16 protein-coding genes are annotated in these 18157 nt (G+C 68.7%); 1 reads left to right on the top strand and 15 read right to left on the bottom strand.

The window, feature by feature from the left end; translation table 11 throughout:
* The first annotated feature begins 30 nt into the window (after positions 1–30).
* Positions 31–1275, top strand: a complete 1245-nt coding sequence (locus BW733_RS16085) for a DUF349 domain-containing protein (protein WP_077352092.1) — start codon at positions 31–33, stop codon at positions 1273–1275.
* A 64-nt stretch (positions 1276–1339) separates the two neighbouring features.
* Here BW733_RS16085 and BW733_RS16080 read toward each other — a convergent pair whose 3' ends face one another.
* The 15 genes from BW733_RS16080 to priA form a co-directional block, all read right to left on the bottom strand.
* The gene (locus BW733_RS16080; RefSeq protein WP_077352090.1) at positions 1340–3613 is read right to left on the bottom strand and encodes a RelA/SpoT family protein; all 2274 of its coding nucleotides are present in this window, start codon (positions 3611–3613) and stop codon (positions 1340–1342) included.
* Positions 3614–3703: 90 nt separating this feature from the next.
* A complete protein-coding gene (locus BW733_RS16075) occupies positions 3704–4744 on the bottom strand; it encodes a potassium channel family protein (RefSeq protein WP_077352088.1) in 1041 nt (346 codons plus the stop codon).
* A gap of 50 nt (positions 4745–4794) precedes the next feature.
* Complete coding sequence (locus BW733_RS16070) at positions 4795–5334, bottom strand: adenine phosphoribosyltransferase (protein ID WP_077352086.1); 540 nt, start codon at positions 5332–5334, stop codon at positions 4795–4797.
* Complete coding sequence (gene secF / locus BW733_RS16065; RefSeq protein WP_077352084.1) at positions 5331–6470, bottom strand: protein translocase subunit SecF; 1140 nt, start codon at positions 6468–6470, stop codon at positions 5331–5333. The genes BW733_RS16070 and secF overlap by 4 nt, the downstream gene beginning before the upstream one ends.
* 1 nt (position 6471) lies before the next feature.
* Positions 6472–8133 (bottom strand): protein translocase subunit SecD, encoded by a 1662-nt coding sequence (gene secD / locus BW733_RS16060; protein ID WP_418361324.1) that lies wholly within the window; start codon positions 8131–8133, stop codon positions 6472–6474.
* A 2-nt stretch (positions 8134–8135) separates the two neighbouring features.
* On the bottom strand, positions 8136–8642 hold the full coding sequence (gene yajC, locus BW733_RS16055) for a preprotein translocase subunit YajC (protein ID WP_161490266.1): 507 nt from the start codon (positions 8640–8642) through the stop codon (positions 8136–8138).
* 76 nt (positions 8643–8718) lie between these two features.
* Positions 8719–9747, bottom strand: coding sequence for a Holliday junction branch migration DNA helicase RuvB (ruvB, locus tag BW733_RS16050; RefSeq protein WP_077352074.1), 1029 nt, complete (start codon positions 9745–9747; stop codon positions 8719–8721).
* On the bottom strand, positions 9747–10361 hold the full coding sequence (gene ruvA / locus BW733_RS16045; RefSeq protein WP_077352072.1) for a Holliday junction branch migration protein RuvA: 615 nt from the start codon (positions 10359–10361) through the stop codon (positions 9747–9749). The genes ruvB and ruvA overlap by 1 nt, the downstream gene beginning before the upstream one ends.
* Positions 10358–10870 (bottom strand): crossover junction endodeoxyribonuclease RuvC, encoded by a 513-nt coding sequence (gene ruvC / locus BW733_RS16040; protein ID WP_202970381.1) that lies wholly within the window; start codon positions 10868–10870, stop codon positions 10358–10360. Before ruvC ends, ruvA begins: the two co-directional genes overlap by 4 nt.
* A 30-nt stretch (positions 10871–10900) precedes the next feature.
* Positions 10901–11674 (bottom strand): YebC/PmpR family DNA-binding transcriptional regulator, encoded by a 774-nt coding sequence (locus BW733_RS16035; protein WP_077352068.1) that lies wholly within the window; start codon positions 11672–11674, stop codon positions 10901–10903.
* A 114-nt stretch (positions 11675–11788) separates the two neighbouring features.
* Positions 11789–12724, bottom strand: a complete 936-nt coding sequence (locus BW733_RS16030; RefSeq protein ID WP_077352066.1) for a GNAT family N-acetyltransferase — start codon at positions 12722–12724, stop codon at positions 11789–11791.
* 10 nt (positions 12725–12734) lie between these two features.
* Entirely contained in the window at positions 12735–13526 is a 792-nt protein-coding gene (locus BW733_RS16025; protein ID WP_077352064.1) for a lysophospholipid acyltransferase family protein, read from the bottom strand.
* Positions 13523–15043: a lactate racemase domain-containing protein gene (locus tag BW733_RS16020; RefSeq protein WP_077352062.1), complete on the bottom strand. Its 1521-nt coding sequence runs from the start codon at positions 15041–15043 to the stop codon at positions 13523–13525. Before BW733_RS16020 ends, BW733_RS16025 begins: the two co-directional genes overlap by 4 nt.
* A gap of 16 nt (positions 15044–15059) precedes the next feature.
* Positions 15060–17408, bottom strand: a complete 2349-nt coding sequence (locus tag BW733_RS16015) for an HAD-IB family hydrolase (protein WP_077352060.1) — start codon at positions 17406–17408, stop codon at positions 15060–15062.
* Positions 17408–18139, bottom strand: a complete 732-nt coding sequence (priA, locus tag BW733_RS16010) for a bifunctional 1-(5-phosphoribosyl)-5-((5-phosphoribosylamino)methylideneamino)imidazole-4-carboxamide isomerase/phosphoribosylanthranilate isomerase PriA (protein ID WP_077352058.1) — start codon at positions 18137–18139, stop codon at positions 17408–17410. The genes BW733_RS16015 and priA overlap by 1 nt, the downstream gene beginning before the upstream one ends.
* Positions 18140–18157 lie beyond the last annotated feature (18 nt).

Below are 18157 nucleotides of genomic sequence, written 5' to 3'. Positions count from 1 at the left end.
AAGGCCACCCTATCCGGCTAGATTGGGACCATGAGCGAACCGCAAGCGCCCGCTGATTTCGGCCGAGTCGATCCCGACGGAACGGTCTACGTCATTTCGGGTGGCACTGAACGAAGTGTCGGGCAGATCCCCGACTCCACCCCTGAAGAGGCCATGGCGTTCTACGTCCGCCGCTTCGAGAACCTCGCTGCCGAGGTGACTCTTCTCGAGTCCCGCGTCGCGGCCCAGGCGATGTCGCCTGAGGAGGCCAAGCACGCGATCGCATCGGCGAAGACCAACGTGACCGACGCCAACGCCGTCGGCGACCTTGACTCCCTCGCCAAGCGCCTCGACGCCCTCACCGAACTGCTGCCCGCCCAGGTCGAGGCCCGCAAGGCCCAGCGCGCGGAGCAGAACGCCGCCACCATCGCCTCGAAGGAGGCGATGGTCGAAGAGGCCGAGACGCTCTCGCAGGGCGACGACTGGCGGGGCGGCGTCGACCGCTTCCGCGTCCTGCTCGAGGAGTGGAAGGCACTCCCCCGCGTCGACCGCACAACGGACAACGAACTGTGGCACCGCTTCTCGTCGGCCCGCACGCAGTACACGCGGCGCCGTAAGGCGCACTTCAGCGATCTGAACACGCTTCGCGACTCCGCGAAGGCGGAGAAGGAGGCCATCATCGCGGAGGCTGAGCCGCTGGCCTCGTCCACCGAATGGGGCCCGACGTCGGCCGCATTCCGCGATCTCATGCAGCGCTGGAAGGCCGCGGGCAGTGCGCGCCGCGCCGATGACGACGCCCTGTGGGGCCGGTTCCGCGCGATCCAGGACCAGTTCTTCGATGCCCGCACCGCGGCCCAGAGCGCGGTCGACGGGGAGCAGGCCAAGAACCTCGCCGCGAAGCAGGCCCTCGTGCAGCAGGTGACCGCCGATCTGGAGGGCGTCACCGACGTCGACCAGGCTAAGGGCATCCACCGCGAGTTCCTCGAGAAGTTCAACGGGCTCGGCTACGTCCCGCGCGGCGCGATGCGCGAGATCGACTCGAAGGTGCGCTCCATCGGCGACAAGGTCGCAGCGCTGGAGGCCGAGGAGTGGCGCAGGACCGATCCCGAGGCCCGCAAGCGTGCCGAGGACACGGTCAAGATGTTCGAGGACCAGATCGCGAAGCTGCAGGCCGACCTCGACAAGGCCGAGGCGAAGGGCGACTCCCGGGGCGTCAAGGACGCGACGAAGTCGATCGAGACCTACACGAGCTGGCTCGACCAGGCGCGCGAGACGCTGAGCGAGTTCACCCGGTAACCAGATGAGACGCTGAGGCGGCGGCTCCCCGAAGGGGGCCGCCGCCTCTGTGCGTCTCCGGGGCTCAGCCGGAGATGCGGAAGACGTCGTAGACGCCAGGAACCCTTCGCACCTGGTTCATCACGTGCTGCAGGTGCGTCGGGTCGGCCGACTCGAAGGTGAACTTGCCCGTGAACTGGCGGTGCTTGTTCGTGGAGATGTTGACCGAGAGGATGTCGAGGTGCTGTTCCGACAGCGCCGAGGAGACGTCGGAGAGCAGGCGCGCCCGATCGAGGCCCTCGATCTGGATGGTGACCACGAACGTGGCGCTGGCCTCGCCGTCGGCCCAGCTGACCGGGACGATCCGCTCGGGCTCCTTCTTCAGGGCGGGCACGTTGGAGCAGTCGGCGCGATGCACGGAGACGCCGTCGGTCTTGGTGACGAACCCGATGATCTCGTCGCCGGGCAGCGGGTAGCAGCACTTGGCGAACTTGGCCACGACCGAGTCGTCGCCGTCGACGAGGATCTGCGCGCCGTCACTGACCGGCCGGCGGCGCTGCCTGACGACGACGTCCTCGGTGACGGTGTCGACCGTCTCCTCCTCGCCCCCGTGCAGCTGGACCAGCTTCTCCACGACGCTCTGCGCGCCCAGGTGGGCCTCGCCGATCGCGACGTACAGGTTGGGCACGTCCTTGTAGCCGAGCTCGTTGGCGACGGCCGTCAGGTTCTCCAGCGTGAGGAGGCGCTGCATCGGCACACCCGCCCGGCGCAGGTCGCGGGCAAGGGTCTCCTTGCCCTGCTCCATCGCCTCGTCGCGGCGTTCGCGGGAGAAGTGCTGGCGGATCTTCTGCCTCGCCCGCGAGGACACGACGAAGCCGAGCCAGTCACGGCTTGGGCCCGCGCCCTCAGCCTTCGAGGTGAGCACCTCGACCTTGTCGCCCTGCTGCAGAGGGGTGCTGAGCGCGACGAGCCGCCCGTTGACCCGGGCCCCGATCGTGCGGTAGCCGACCTCCGTGTGGACGGCGAAGGCGAAGTCCACCGGGGTCGCGCCGACGGGGAGCGCCATCACCTCGCCCTTCGGGGTGAAGACGTAGATCTCGTCGGAGTTGATCTCGAACAGCACCGAGTCGAGGAACTCGCTCGGGTCCTCGGTCTCCTTGCTCATGACGCCGAGCTGGTGCATGGCCCTGAGGCCCGCCTCCTCTGGCGTCACACCTTCGCGCAGGTCCTGCTTGTACTTCCAGTGGGCCGCCACGCCGTACTCGGCGCGGCGGTGCATCTCGTGGGTGCGGATCTGGAACTCGATCGGCTCGTTGTTCGCGCCCAGCACCGTCGTGTGAAGCGACTGGTACATGTTGAACTTCGGACCCGCGATGTAGTCCTTGAAGCGACCGGGAATGGGCTTCCAGCCCGCGTGAGCCACGCCGAGGACCGCGTAACAGTCCTTGATGTCGTTGACCAGCACGCGCAGCCCGATCAGGTCGTAGATGTCGCGGAAGTCGCGGCCGCGGACCATCATCTTCTGGTAGATCGAGTAGTAGTGCTTCGGGCGGCCGTATACGGTGGCCTGGATCTTCGACTCGGCCAGCTTCGCCTGGAACTCGGCGATCAGCTCGCGCAGGTAGCGTTCGCGGCCGGGGGCCGACTGGGCGACCATGTCGACGATCTCGGCGTAGACCTTCGGTTCGATCGTGGCGAACGACAGGTCCTCGAGCTCCCACTTGATCGTGTTCATGCCGAGGCGGTGCGCGAGCGGCGCGAAGATGTTGAGCGTCTCGGTCGCGATCCTGACCCGCTTGTCCGGGCGGAGGTAGCCGAGGGTGCGCATGTTGTGCAGGCGGTCGGCGAGCTTGATCACCAGCACGCGGACCTCTTCGCTGGTGGCCATGATCATCTTGCGGATGGTCTCGGCCTTTGCCGTCTCGCCGTACTCCAGCTTGTCCAGCTTTGTCACGCCGTCGACCATCCGCGCGACCTCTTCGCCGAAGTCGCTGCGCAGCTGGTCCAGGCTGTACGGGGTGTCCTCGACGGTGTCGTGCAGCAGGGCCGCGACGAGGACGGGCTCGGTCATGCCGAGCTCGGCGAGGATGGTGGCGACGGCGAGCGGATGCGTGATGTACGGATCGCCCGACTTGCGGGTCTGGCCCTGGTGGTGGTGCTCCGCGGTGCGGTAGGCCCGCTCGATCACCGCGAGGTCGGCCTTCGGATGGCTCGCGCGGATGATCCGGAACAGTGGGTCGAGGACGGCAGACTTCGACTGCACCGCGCCGAGACGCGCCAGCCTGTGCCGCATCCGCAGGCGCGGCTGTTCGGGACCGGTCACCAGCCGGGAAGCCCCCGTCAACGCCTCATCTGCCATGGGCAGAGTCTAGTGCCGACGCGCAACCGGGTGCGGGGTCTCACCAGGGGTGTTCACCTCGACGGGTCTGCGCCGATGTGCCTGCCTGGGCTAGTCGTCGAAGGAGCGCAGGATGTCCTTGTCCTTCGGGGAGGGTGGTTGGGCCCTCCGCACGACGATCAGCTCGTCACCGACCTCGATCCTGGTTGCCGACTTGTCGTAGAACCGGCGAAGCGTTCCGTTGCGGATGATGCCGATCACGCGCTCCCCCAGGACGGCGGAGGGCGGCTGGCCGACCTCGTCGGCGGTGGCGAGGCGCTGATGCACCTCGAGGCCCTCGGCGCCGGTGAGCATGTCCTGCATGATCGTGCCCATCTCCGGGCCGATCGCCGAGAGGCCGAGCAGCCGGCCGACCGTCTCGGAGCTGGTCACGACGGCTGAGGCGCCGGACTGTCTGACCAGCGGAACGTTCTCGTGCTCCCGGACCGAGACGATCACGCCCGCGGTCGGGTTGAGCTGGCGCACCGTCAGCGTGGTGAGGATGGCGGCGTCGTCCCGGTCGAGCGAGATGATCACCTGCCTGGCCTTGCTCACCTCGGCGCGGCGCAGCAGCGACCGGCGGGTCGCGTCACCCTGGAAGGCGGCGTAGCCGTCGAAGTTGGCCTCGTTCACGGCGGCGGTGGAGGCGTCGATCACGACGATCTTGTCCGGCTTCTCGCCTTGGCGCCGCAGGGTGTTGACCGCGCTGCGTCCCTTGGTGCCGTACCCGATCACGACGATGTGGTTGCGCATCTTCTTCCTCCAGATCGAGTCCTTGATGGCGCGACTGCCCTGGTTCGCCAGCACCTCGATGGTCGTGCCGACCAGCACGACGAGGAACGAGATGCGCAGGGGCGTGATCACGAGGGCGTTGATCAGCCTCGCGTGCGGGGCGATGGGCGTGATGTCGCCGTAGCCCGTCGTGGTGACGGTGACCGTCGCGTAGTAGAGGGCGTCGATGAAGGAGACGCCGTCCTGGCCGGTGTTGTCGATGTAGGCGCCGCGGTCGAGCCACACCAGCATCGTGGTCAGAAACAGCAGGCCGAGGGCCAGCAACCCGCGGCGCGCCAGCTCCTTGAAGGGGCTGCTCGCGATCCGCGGGAGGCTGACCATCGAGAGGATGCCCCCCCTTGGAGGCTCCCGCCTGGATCTTCTCCATGGGCTCAGACTGTCACCAGAGCGGTGCACTTGTCGATGCCGAGGCCTGCCAGACGCTCACGGCCGTGCAGGAAGCTGAGTTCCATGACGACGCTGACGTGCACCAGTTCGGCGCCCATGGCCTTGAGCAGCTCGGCCGTCGCACCGATCGTGCCGCCGGTGGCGAGCACGTCGTCGACCACCAGCACGCGCGCGCCGGGGGTGATGGCGTTGCGGTGGATGGTGAGCGTCTCCGAGCCGTACTCGAGCTCGAACGAGTGGCTGAGCGTCTCCCCAGGCAGCTTTCCCGGCTTGCGGACGGGCACGAAGCCCGCCCCGAGCGCCAGCGCGACGGGCGCGGCGAAGATGAACCCGCGGGCCTCCATCCCCACCACGACGTCCACCCCTTCCGGGGCGGACTCGACGAGGGCGTCGACGGTGGCCTGGAACCCCTCGGGCGAGGCCAGGAGCGGGGTGATGTCCTTGAACACCACTCCCGGCTTGGGGAAGTCGGGAACGTCGACGATCAGGCCGCCGATCAGTTCACCCCTCGGATCTGTGCTCACTTGTGCTTCTTCCGGTCCGCACGGCTGCTCGCCGTGCGCCTCTGTTGTCTCGCCTGGGCATCGGACGGCGTCGTGCCCGTCGGGCTCGTCGTCGCCGTCGCGGCGACCGCTTCGCGGTGGTGCGAGGCCTTGACCTCGGCCTTCGCCTCGTGACGCTTCTTGCGCCGCTCGATCTGCTCGCGGTGCGCGACCATGCCCGGCTCGCGCTCCCGCAGCCACGCAAGGAGCGGGGCCGCGATGAACAGCGACGAGTAGGCGCCGGCGATCATGCCGACGAGCAGGGCGAGGCCGAGGTCTGCGAGCGGTCCGCTCTGCAGCGTCGCACCGGCCACGAACAGCGCCAGCACGGGCAACACGCCGATGATCGTGGTGTTCAGCGAACGCACCAGCACCTGGTTGATCGCCAGGTTGGCCTGGTACGAGTAGGTGTGGTTGGTCTGCTCGAGGTCCTTGGTGTTCTCGCGGATCTTGTCGAAGACCACGACGGTGTCGTAGAGCGAGTATCCGAGGATGGTCAGCACGCCGATCACCGTGGACGGGGTCACGGTGAACCCGACCGCGGCGTAGACGCCTACCGTGACCACCAGGTCGTGCAGCACGGCCACGATGGCGGCCACCGACATCTTCCAGTCGCGGAAGTAGGCGGCGATCAGCAGCATCACAAGTCCCATGAAGACCAGCAGCGCGATGATGCCCTGTTTCGTGATCTGCTGACCCCACGAGGCGCCGATCGCGTTGTAGGTCACGTCTCCTGGTTCGACGCCGGCCAGCGCCGCGATCTCGGCGCGGGTGGTGGCGGTCTCCTCCGGTGAGAGCGACCTGGTCTGGATCCGGATCTGGCTGTCGCCGAGCGAGAACACCTGCGCCTCGAGGTCTGCCACCGAGAGGTCGTTGAGATGTGAACGCACATCGTCGACGGTGGTCGCCCCGATCTTCATCGGGGCCTGGAAGTCGGTGCCGCCCTTGAACTCGATGCCGAGGTTGAGGGGGCGCACCAGCAGCACGAGCAGCGTGAGCGCCACGAGCACCGCGGAGAACGTGAACCAGAACTTCCTGGCCTTCATGAAGTCGTAGGACAACTGGCCCGTGTAGAGCCGCTCGGCGATGCCGAGCTTCTTCTGGGTCTGCTCAGCCATCTCAGGCCTCCTGCGGGGTGGTCGTCGAGGGGGTCGTCCTGCGGCGCAGGCGCCGGCCGAGCAGGGAGTCCTGGGTCACGCCCATCTTTGCTGCATCCAGCCCGGAGCCCTTGCGACCCTCACCGAAGAACTTCGTGCGGCCGAGCAGTTCGACCAGCGGCCTGGTGAAGAAGAACACCACGGCGAGGTCGAGCAGGGTGGTCAGGCCGAGCGTGAACGCGAACCCCTTCACCGAACCGACGGCGAGGATGAACAGGACAACGGCCGAAAGCAGCGACACCGCGTCGGAGATGAGGATCGTGCCGCGAGCCTTCTCCCAGCCGGACACAAGGGCGGACTTCAGGGAGCGCCCCTCGCGGATCTCGTCTCGGATCCGTTCGAAGTAGATGATGAACGAGTCCGCCGTCACGGCGATACCGACGATCGCGCCCGCAATGCCAGGCAGGTTGAGCGCAAACCCGAACACCGATCCGAGCAGCACCATCATCGAATAGGTCGCCGCTGCGGCCACGGCAAGCGAGAGGACGACCACGATGCCCATCGCGCGATAGTACAGGAACGAGTACAGCGCGACGACGGCGAGGCCGAGCAGGCCCGCGATGATGCCGACGCGCAACTGCTCACCACCGAGCGTCGGAGAAACGGTCTCCACCTGGCTCGCCTCGAAGCTGAGCGGAAGGGAGCCGAACTTCAGCACGTTGGCAAGCGCAGCGGAGCTCTCGGCGGTGAATCCGCCACGGATGATGGCCTCGCCGTTGGCGATCCTGTCCTGGGCGGTGGCAGCCGACTCGACGTTACCGTCGAGCACGATGGCGAACATGTTGCGCGGCTCGGCCTGCGCGACGAGGGCGCCGGTGAGCTCGCCGAGCCGCGTGGTCCCCTCGCTGTTGAAGTCGAGCGTCACTGCGTAGGCCAGCTCGCCCTGGGGCACGCCGAACGAGGCAGTGTTGAGGTCCTGACCACGGATCGCGATCGGGCCGAGCAGGTACTTGCTCGTCCCACTCTCGTCGCAGGCCACCAGCGCGCGCGACGGATCGTCGTGGGTGTCGTCGCCGCAGGTGAAGGACTCGAAGTCGGCCAGATCGGCCTCGGTCGGCTGGTAGGCCAGCACCTCGCTCATCGGGAGGAGTGCCTCCGAGTCGGCGCCGTCACCGGTCTCGCCGCTCGGCGTGGCCGTCGGCGTCGGGGTGGGGCTCGCAGGAGCGGTGGGGAGACCGGGAAGCGGGGTCTCGCTCGGCGTCGCGGAAGGGTCGGCCGACGGGTCGGGGCTCTCGCCACCCGAGGGACCGGTTCCCGCGCCCACCTGGAGGACGGGGCGGAAGGCGAGCTGAGCGGTGGTGCCGACGAGCTCGGCCAGGTCGTCGCGCTCGACGTTCGGGGCCGAGACGACGATGTTGCGGTCACCCTGGACGGCGACTGACGCCTCACCGACGCCGAGGCCGTCGACGCGCTGCTGGATGATGTCGCGGGCCAGTTCGAGCGATTCCATCGGGACCGACCTGTTGGTCGCCGTCAGGGTGATCGTCTGGCCGCCCCGGAGGTCGAGGCCGAGCTTGGGGGTCCAGGTCTTCGTGGCAGCCATTATCACGTACATGCCGATGATGATGAGCAGGAAGACTGTCAGGACGACGCCTGGTCGGCGCCGCTTAGCGGTTGTCGCCACGGTTACTTGTTGTCCTCCGTGCGCGGCGTCTCATCGGGGGCCTCGAACGACGGGCCGGCGGTGCGGTCCCAGGGCTTGTAGGTCGACGTGTCGTCCTCGACGACGCTCTCCTCGACGACCTGCTCCCCCGTCACCGGGTCGGTGGCCTCGGTGGTGCGGCTCTCCTCGGTGAGGAAGTCGGAGGGCTGGAGCGCGTCGGCCACGCCGTCGTACTCGTCGGCGACCGCGGGGGCCACCTCGTCGGTGAACTCGAACTCCTCGTCCTCGGGCGTCACCTTGCGAGCGACGTTGCCCTTGAGGATGGTGACCTCGAGGCCGGGGGCCAGCTCGACGATCATCTGACGCTCACCGACGTGGGCGATCGTGGCGAAGATGCCGGAGGTCAGGAGCACGCGGTCGCCCTCGGCGAGCTGGTTGCGCATCTCCTGGTCTTCGCGCATCTTCTTCTGCTGCGGACGGATCATCAGGAAGTACATGATCGCGAACATTGCGACCAGTAGCAGGATCATTTCCATGGTTATTACTCCGGTTGAGGCTGGGCCACCGCTCAGAATAGCGGAGGCGTGTCAATAAGCCGCACGACAGTCATTCGTCGTCGTCGAACAGCGCGGGCATGGCGGCGGGGGGTCGGATGCCGAGGTGGCGGTAGGCCGCTCTCGTGGCCAGCCGGCCCCTCGGGGTGCGCACGAGCAGGCCCTCCCGGATCAGGAAGGGTTCGGCGACCTCGGAGACCGTCTCGATCTCCTCACCGACGCTGAGCGCGAGGGTGGACAGCCCCACCGGGCCGCCGTCGAAGAGCCTGCACAGGGCGTCGAGCACGCCGCGGTCGAGCCGGTCGAGGCCGCGTTCGTCGACCTCGTAGAGCTCCAGCGCGGAGCGGGCGACGTCTCGGTGGGCGGTGGCGTGGCCCTTCACCTGGGCGAAGTCGCGCACGCGGCGCAGCAGCCGGTTGGCGATGCGGGGGGTGCCGCGCGAGCGGCGCGCGATCTCACCGCGGGCCTGCTCGTCGATGCTGATGCCGAGCTTTGCCGCGGAGGCCTCGACGATGCCCGCGAGGTCGGCCGGGTCGTAGAAGTCGAGCTGGCCGGTGAACCCGAACCGGTCGCGCAGCGGCCCTGGCAGCATCCCAGCCCGGGTCGTCGCGCCGACGAGGGTGAACGGAGGCAGATTGATCGGGATCGCGGTCGCGCCGGGGCCCTTACCGACGATCACGTCGACCCGGAAGTCCTCCATGGCGAGGTAGAGCATCTCCTCCGCCGGCCGCGAGAGCCGATGGATCTCGTCGAGGAACAGCACGTCGCCCTCGTCGAGGCCCGAGAGGATCGCGGCGAGGTCGCCCGCGTGCTGGATGGCCGGCCCGGACGAGATCCGCAGCCCCGACCCGAGCTCGGCGGCGATGATCATGGCGAGCGTCGTCTTGCCCAGCCCGGGTGGTCCGGACAGGAGCACGTGGTCGGGGGCGGTCCCCCGGTGCATGGCCGCCTCGAGCACGAGTCCGAGCTGCTCACGCACGCGGGGCTGTCCGTCGAACTCGGAGAGGGTCTTCGGGCGCAGCGCCGCCTCGTAGTCGCGTTCCTCCACGAACGCGTTGGGGTCGACCTCTGAGTGTTCCACTACTTCCTCGCAAGCGAGTTGAGCGCTGCGCGCAGCAGCTGGCCCATGCCGAGGTCGGGATTCTCCTCGACGAGGTGTGCCACGTTGTCACAGGCGGTCTCCGCGTCGCGGGCCGACCAGCCGAGTCCCTGCAGACCCTCGGAGACCTGTGCGCGCCACACCTCCGGCCGCTCGGGAGACGCGGTGGTCACCGTGTCCTCGCCTTCCGCGGCGAGGGCCAGCACCTTGTCCTTGAGCTCGATCACGAGCTTCTGTGCACCCTTGCGGCCGATTCCCGGGACCGAGCAGAGGCGGGCGAGGTCTTCGGCCTGCACCGCGCGGCGCAGGTCGGAAGGGGTGAGCACCGAGACGATCGCCAGCGCCAGTTTCGGCCCGACCCCGGTCGCCGTCTGGGCGAGTTCGAACGCCTCGCGCTCCCCCTCCTCGGCGAACCCGAAAAGCGTCAGGGAGTCCTCGCGCACCACCATCGACGTGTGCAGCGTCGCGGCCTCCCCCGGACGCAGCGCGGCCGCCGTTGACGGGGTCACGTGGGCGAGGAAGCCGACCCCGCCGACGTCGAGCACGCAGGAGGTGGCCCCGGCCTTGAGCACGGTGCCTGTCAGTTGTGCGATCATCGCTTCCCCTTGGCTGCCGCGACTGCCGCGGCGTATCTGTTGGTGACCGCCCCACGCCACACCTGGGTGACGGCGATGGCGAGGGCGTCGGCGGCGTCGGCCGGCTTCGGCGCTGCCGTGAGCTTCAGGATCCGGACGACCATCGCGGCGACCTGCGCCTTGTCTGCATTGCCGGACCCGGTGACCGCCGCCTTGACCTCGCTGGGTGTGTGGAAGGTGACGGGAAGGCCCCTGCGCGCCGCGGTGAGCGCCGCGACGCCCGAGGCCTGCGACGTGTCCATCACGGAGCTGAGGTTGTGCTGCGCGAAGACCCGCTCGATCCCTGCGGCCTCTGGTCGGTACTCGTCGAACCACTCGGTGAGCCCGGCCTCGAGCGCGAGCAGACGCGAGGCGAGATCGTCTCCGACGGTGGTGCGCACGACGCCGACCGCGACCAGCCGCGGTGGTCGGCCGACCGTTCCCTCGACGATCCCGATCCCGCAGCGGGTCAGGCCGGGATCGATCCCGATGACTCGCACAGCCTCAGTCCCCTGTCCGGATCAGTCCTCATCTTCGAGCGCCTCGGCGACCTCTGGCGTGAGGTCGACGTTGGTGTAGACGTTCTGCACGTCGTCGGAGTCGTCGAGCGCGTCGATGATCCTGAACACCTTCTGCGCCACGTCGACCGAGTCGACGGCCTGGTCGAAGGAGGCCACGAACTGGACCTCGGAGGAGTCGTAGTCGAGGCCGGCGGCCTCGATCGCCTTGCGCACCTCGACCAGGTCGTTCGGGTCGGTGTAGGCCTCGAACTCGTCACCGTCGTCGGAGACCTCCTCGAGGCCCGCCTCGAGCGCGGCCTCCAGCAGGGCGTCCTCGGAAAGCTCGCCGGAGTTCTGCTTCTTGGGCACCACGACGACTCCCTTGCGGGAGAACAGGCGCTGCACGGAGCCGACGTCGGCCATGGTGCCGCCGTTGCGGGTGACGGCGACGCGGACGTCGGAGGCGGAGCGGTTCCGGTTGTCGGTCAGGCACTCGATCAGGATCGCGACGCCCGCGGGGCCGTAGGCCTCGTACATGATGGTCTCGTAGTCGGCGCCGCCGGACTCCGCGCCGGAGCCGCGCTTGACGGCGCGGTCGATGTTGTCGTTGGGGACCGACGACTTCTTCGCCTTCTGGATCGCGTCGTACAGCGTCGGGTTGCCCGAGGGGTCGCCGCCGCCGAGTCGCGCCGCGACCTCGACGTTCTTGATCAGCTTCGCGAACAGCTTGCCGCGCTTGGCGTCGATGACCGCCTTCTTGTGCTTCGTCGTCGCCCACTTGGAATGCCCGCTCATCCGGTCCCACCTTCTCGTCGCTCAGTATTCATCTGGTCTCTGGCGAAGCTTATCGTGCTCCGCCCAGCCGACCGCATACCGACGCCGTGGGCGCGGCCGGACCCGGCTCCGGGATCAGACCACGCGGCTGAGGAGCGCCACGGCGTCGCGGGTGGTGTAGTCGAGTTCACCGGCAAGGCGGGAGAGGCCCAGGCCGTCCGGGGTGTCTATGCCGATGCCCGCCTCGGTGCAGCCGGAGGCCCGCATCGCGTGCAGGCAGTGACCGAGCAGCGCGAGCAAGATGCCGCGGCGACGGTAGTCGGGGTGCACGCCGAACCGCTCGGTCCAGCCGCCGTTCTCCTCGCCGTCCACCGCGCTCATCGCGTACCCGATGATGCGGTCTCCGTCACGCGCGATGAAGGACCAGTCGGGCCGGAAGGCGGGGTCTGCGAGGCGTGCGTCCCAGACCTCGCGCAGGACCTCCGAGCCGCCGATGGCCTGGAAGCAGAGGTTGTGCAGCACCCGCACCGCCTCGCTGTCCTCGGCGCGAAAGCCTGCGACGTCGATGCCCGGCGAGCGCGGCACGGCGAGGGGCCGGCTGAGATCGCGGTGCAGGTCGTAGTAGTAGCGCTCCGCCGTGAAGCCGAGCTTCAGAGCGACCCGCTCGAGGCCGGGGCGTCCGATCTCCGCGTAACAGCCGAGCCACATCGGCTGGTCGGGATGGTTCGCATCGCGCCAGTGCCTGGCCCGCTCGACCTGCCAGCGCAGCAGGGAGGTGCCGACCAGCATGTGCCGGTGCACCGGATGCACGCCCCCCATCACGTAGATCCGCAGCGGATCGGTGCTCGCGATGAAGGACACACCGAAGGCCGAGAGGGAGTCATAGGCGTCCCAGCCACCGACCGCCATGCCATCGGCAGGGAGGAGATCGGTGTCCATGATGGCTGACGCCATGCCGGACAGGACCGAGTTGTCCAGTGCCTCCAACTGGCTGCGGAAGTTCTCCACCTCCGCCACGTCCTCCTGGCCCAAGAGCCTCCACCGGAGATGGGGCTCCACGTAGGCTTCCATGCCGCTCAGCTTACCGCCAGATGCGGGGCCGGGGATCCTTTGCCGGGGCGGCCTGGTCCCACAGGCGACGCCAGCGGGGCGTCTGGTCAGGCGAGGGCGCAGACGGCCCCTCCACGCGGCGTCGTTCGACCGTCCACCAGCTCAGGTCGCCCTCGTGCACCAACTGCTCGACGCGGTGCTGCAGCTCGGAGGTCGACTCCTCCAGCCCGCGCCCACGCGGGTACAGCGGGGCGCCGAACCGGATCGAGACCTTCGGCTTGGTGGTCAGCGGCAGCTTGAGGATGTCCTTGAGCTTGAAGGTGCCGACGAGCCCGACCGGGACGACGGCCACGTTGTGCTGGCCCGCGATGCCTGCCGCAGCGTCGGAGAACTCGCCGACCTGGCGTCCGGCGGAGGGGTCGTCGGTGAAGATCACCACGTTGTTGCCCCGCGCCAGCGCCCGCGAGGGGGCGATCATGGTCGGGCGGAGTCGCGAGGGAAGCGACAGCCGCAGCAGCTGGTAGTCGAGCGCGCCCTGCTCGTTGGCGGCCATCACGAACGGCTGGCGAAGACCGGTGAGCGAGTCGTCACCGACCAGTTCGATGTCGAAGCGAAGGCTCAGCAGCCGGAGCGTGAGGTGTCGGCCCGGTCGCTCGGCGCGCAGTCCGGGCTCGTGCGTGGCGATCGGCTTCGGCGGCGCACCTGCGGGGCGTTGGCGCCGGAACACCGCCTTCGCGGCCGCGAGGAGGTCACGGGGAAGGGTCAGCTTCGGCCGCCTGCTCTGCTTGCGTCCCTGCGCCCAGGACGGAAGGTCGCGGCTCATCGCACGTCGCCCAGCGCGAGCCCGGGTCCGCGCAGCATCGTGATCGTCGGGTGGAGCCCGACGGTGCCCGAGGCGATCTCGAGCGCATCGGCATAGGTCGTCGCTGCCCGATGGCCGAGCAGGGCCGCGCACTTGCGGTCGCCTCCCACCCAGATCACCTCGGCGAAGTGACGGTTTGCCCGCGACAGTTCGTACCACTGCTGGAACGAGCGCAGCGGATGGCTCGCGAAGTTCTTCCGGTACAGGTCCAGGTACCACTCGTCCTGCACGGCCTTCGGCTCGAACTCGGCGGCGATCTCGGCCGGGTCGGTCGTGGCGGGCAGCACCTTGGCGAAGAAGTCGGCGGCCGAGGACTGGCGACGGTTGGAGAACCGGTTGCGCAGCGGATGGAAGGCGATCAGGACGCCGCCCTCCTTCGCCAGCGGGGCCTCAAGATGGCTGCCCGCGCGCGTGACGAGGGCGTGGTGCGCTGCGTTCAGCGGGGAGCCGATGGAGTCGACCGGGTCGATCGACGGGCCCCACACCGAGGTGACGAGCACGTCTGCCGAGCCGGTCAGTTCGACGGCGTTGGCCGCCTGCCACACGAGGCGCGACTCGTCGAGCACGGAGAGGTAGTCCCCGCCGACGACGTCGATCACGGCATAGTCGGCGCGCGGGTTCCCGTTGACCAGCTGGGCCCCCTGGCGGGGCAGCGCCGCGATGATCTGGCGCGATCCGGCGAAGGCGAGCTGATCGGCGAGGTTCCATTCCCACTCGCACTTGGAGAGGAAGCGAAGGCCGCGGGTGAGCAGCGGCTGGCCGAGGACGGCGGACAGGCCGAAGGTGGGGATCTTCGCCTGGAGGAGCGCCTGCACCCCATCGGCGAACCCCTGATCGGGCTCGACGCCCACGATCCGGTTGATCGTGGCGAGATCGGTCAACCCGACGGTGAGCGGGTTGGTGCGCGAGGCGTCGCCGCGCAGGCCGATCACCACGACGAGATCGGACTCGGCGACGCGACGGTTGAGCCGCACGGGCGTGCCGTCGACATCGCCGATCCGGACCAGATCGTCGCTTGTGACGTCGTGACTGGTGATCAGACCGTCGGGGAGGAACGAGGTGGCGACGCGGTCGCCGAGCACCCGGGTGATCTGCGGGCTGGACCACCGCTGCTTCAGGCCGTTGGCCACGACGATCTCGACGTCGTCGACCCCTGCCCTGGCCGCCGTCTCCAGCACCCGCTCGGCGAGCGTGCGGCGGGGGTCGAAGTGAGGGCGCGGGAGCGGGGCGTCGGCGTCCACGATGACGAGCGTCAAGGTGGTGTCCTGGCGCAGCAGGTCGGCAAGCGGAGCGCTGCCCGAGGGTGCGCTGACGGCCGAGTCGATGAGACCCACGGGGTCGCTCGACTCCTCGGCGTCGGCGGTGTAGACCACCTGGGTGCCGATCCCGAAGCGCTCCAGCCGCAGCTGGGCGCCCGACATCGTCATGAGGTGCGGGGTCTTCTCATCGACCTCAAGCACGAACCCGGGACGAGACATCAGCGGTCCTTTCCGTTCACGACATCTTCCAACGCGGCAGCGGAGACATCTCCGGCCACTCGACGATTGACCAGCCCTTTGACTTCGCCGCGCGCATCAACCCGATGTCGGGGCTGACCGCCACCGGGTTGCCTACGGCGCCGAGCATCGGCAGGTCGACATGGCTGTCCGCGTAGGCGAACGAGTTGTTGAGATCGATGCCGTGCAGCTGTGCGTAGTGACGCAGCCAGGCCGACCGCGACTCCCCCACCATCGGCGGACCGCTCAGGAAGCCGGTGCACACGCCGTCGGCATCGGTTGCGAGGTCGGCCGCGACGATGGTGTCGAACAGGCCCTCGAACGGACGGGTCAGCGGCCGGATCACGCCGGTGATCAAGATGGTGGTGTGCCCGGCGTCGCGGTGCTCACGGATCCTGCGGATCGCGTCGGGCGACATCCGGTCCAGGATCATCGGGGCCAGCTTCTCGTCGACGTAGTCCTCGAGCTTTGCGAGATCGGCGCCTGCGTAGCGGCGGTAGATCGAGCGGAGGAAGACGCCGCGGTCGCGCCGCTCGGCGCCGAGATACATCGGCAGCTGCAGCGCAAGGCTCGCCACCTCGCCGACGCGACGCAGCGGCGACAGCTCGGGAAGCCGGGCCCACATGTAGGTCTCGACGACGTTGGTCGCCATGACCGTTCCGTCCAGGTCGAAGGCCGCGAGCACTGTGCCCGGCTCGGCGGGACGCAGCTCGCGGAAGGTGCTGGAGCGGGCGTTGCGGCGCTTGCGCGCGGCCTCGAGGCGCCGCACCGGGTTGGTGATCGCCGGGATGTGCACCTCCTCCATGTAGTGCTTCCAGTCGTAGCTGGCCGAGTCGAAACCGAACGTGACGGCGTCGTCGGGGTGGAGCGAGTTGTGCAGCGCGAGGGTGCAGTCGTCGACGAAGTGGAGCTCGGACTGCAGGTACTCGCCGTACAGCGTCAGGTACTTGCCGAGGAAGTCCAACTGCTTGCGCGTCTTGTCCAGGGAGGTGGCCAGCTTGCGGGTCTGCTTGCCGCGCGGGGCGAAGCTGAGCAGCTTGTTGCCGATCTTGACGCCCTTGTCCGCGAGCTTGAGCACAAGCTCGATGGGCTCGGCGCCGGGGAAGTTCCAGGTGGCGAGCGGGGTCGAGCCCTGCCCTGAGGTGTAGGGATGCTGGCTGAAGTAGTTGCGCACGTGCTCGTAGACGCCGCGGAACGTCAGCGGGTTCCGCGCCCCGGAGCTCAGGTGGTAGTACTCCACCTCGCCGAGATTCGGCTCGGTCGCGGTGACCGCGATGATCGCGTTGACGACGAGGTCGCACGGGATGATGTCGATCACGGCGTCGGGCGAGGCCGGGAACTCAGGCAGTTGTCCGCGACCGTAGGCCAGGATGATCGGGTCGGCCATCTTGAAGCCTTCGATCCACCCGGCGTGCGGGAAGTTCAGGGAGGACTCGACGATGGCCGGACGGGCGATCGAGACGCGGAAGTCGGGGGCGAGGTCGGCCACGACGCGCTCGGCGAGGGCCTTCGCGAAGGTGTAGACATCGGTCCAGCCGAGCGAACGGGCCCGCTCGGTTCCGGCGGCGACCAGTTCCTTCTTCACCCATTCGAGGCGACGGCGCTCCGTGTCCTCGGAGGTGGTGAGGTATCCGGCCTGGCGGTGGAGGGCCTCCGCCTCCTCGCGCAGCTTGGTGAGCTGCTCGGAGCTGCGCGAGCGGGCCTCCACGTGCTCCTTCATCGCGAGGGCGGCGCGCGTCTCCTCCTCGTAGTCGATGTCGTGGACGTGGGCGGCCTCCGGGATGGCACCTCGGCGTCGACCCGCTGTGTAGGCGGTGGAGACGTGCACGTAGTGCGGGATCCGCACCAGGTTGCCTTCCTCGTCGGAGCAGGCCTCGCGCAGCTTGGTGAGGAGCGCCTTCGTGCCGACGACGTTGGTCATGAACGCCTGGTCGATGGGCGGGTCGAAGGACACGTCACCTGCGCAGTGCAGCAGGACGTCGAGGTCGCGCGGGAGGTCCGGCACCGCGGGCAGGTCGCCCTCGATCACCTGGACGCGCTCGGCCATCAGCTTCTCCACCCCTCCGGAGGCGGCGACGATTTCGGCGAAGATCTTCTTCTTCAGCAGGCTCTCGACGCGCTGTTCCGCGGTGACAGAGCCCTTCCGCCGGACCAGCACCGCGGTTGTGGTGTCGGGGCACTCGGTGAGCACCTTCCACAGCAGCTGTTCGCCGATGAACCCGGTGACGCCGGTCATGGCGATCTTCTTGCCCGCGAGCAGCTCGGAGATCCGCCCGTCGAGCAGGGGCGGCACGTGCATGGTGTCGGGGTTGCTGACCCCGAAGGCACTGGCAGGTGGCCGCGCCATCACAGCTGTCCCTCAGCGACCTCGAGGGCCTCCTCGATGGTGAAGCGTCCGACGTAGAGGGCCGTGCCGATGATGGCGCCCTCGATGCCGAGCGGCACGAGTTCACGCAGGTCGCGCAGGTTCTCGAGCGTCGCGATGCCGCCGGAGGCGATGACCTTGCGTCCGCTGCGCTCGGCGACCTGCTTCAGCAGCTCCGTGTTGGGGCCGGTGAGCATGCCGTCGGAGTTGACGTCGGTGACGACGAAGCGTTCGCAACCTGCGGCCACGAGCCGATCCAGCGTCTCCATCCAGGGGCCGCCCTCGGTGGTCCAGCCGCGGGCGGCCAGGTTCTCGCCGCGCACATCGAGGCCGATGGCCACCCGGTCGCCATGCTCGGCGACGATGCGGTCACACCACTCGGGGTTCTCGAGCGCGGCCGTGCCGATGTTGACCCTGCGGGCGCCCGTGCCCAGCGCCCGCTCGAGCGAGGCGTCGTCGCGGATGCCACCCGAGAGCTCGACGGACAGGTCGAGCTTTCCGACGATCTCGCGCAGCAGGTCTGCGTTGGAGCCGCGCCCGAAGGCGGCATCGAGGTCGACGAGGTGGAGCCACTCGGCGCCGCCGTCCTGCCAGCGCAGCGCTGCCTTCAGGGGATCGCCGAATTCCTTCTGGGTGTCCGCGACGCCCTGGACGAGCTGGACGGCCTGGCCGCCCTGCACATCGACGGCAGGCAACAACTGCAATTTCTCCACGACGCCCAACCCTATCTG

The organism is Tessaracoccus flavescens (genome assembly GCF_001998865.1).
Taxonomy (GTDB): domain Bacteria; phylum Actinomycetota; class Actinomycetes; order Propionibacteriales; family Propionibacteriaceae; genus Arachnia; species Arachnia flavescens.
The sequence above is the reverse complement of the archived record's forward strand: the minus strand, read 5'-3'. Positions and strand labels throughout refer to the sequence as shown.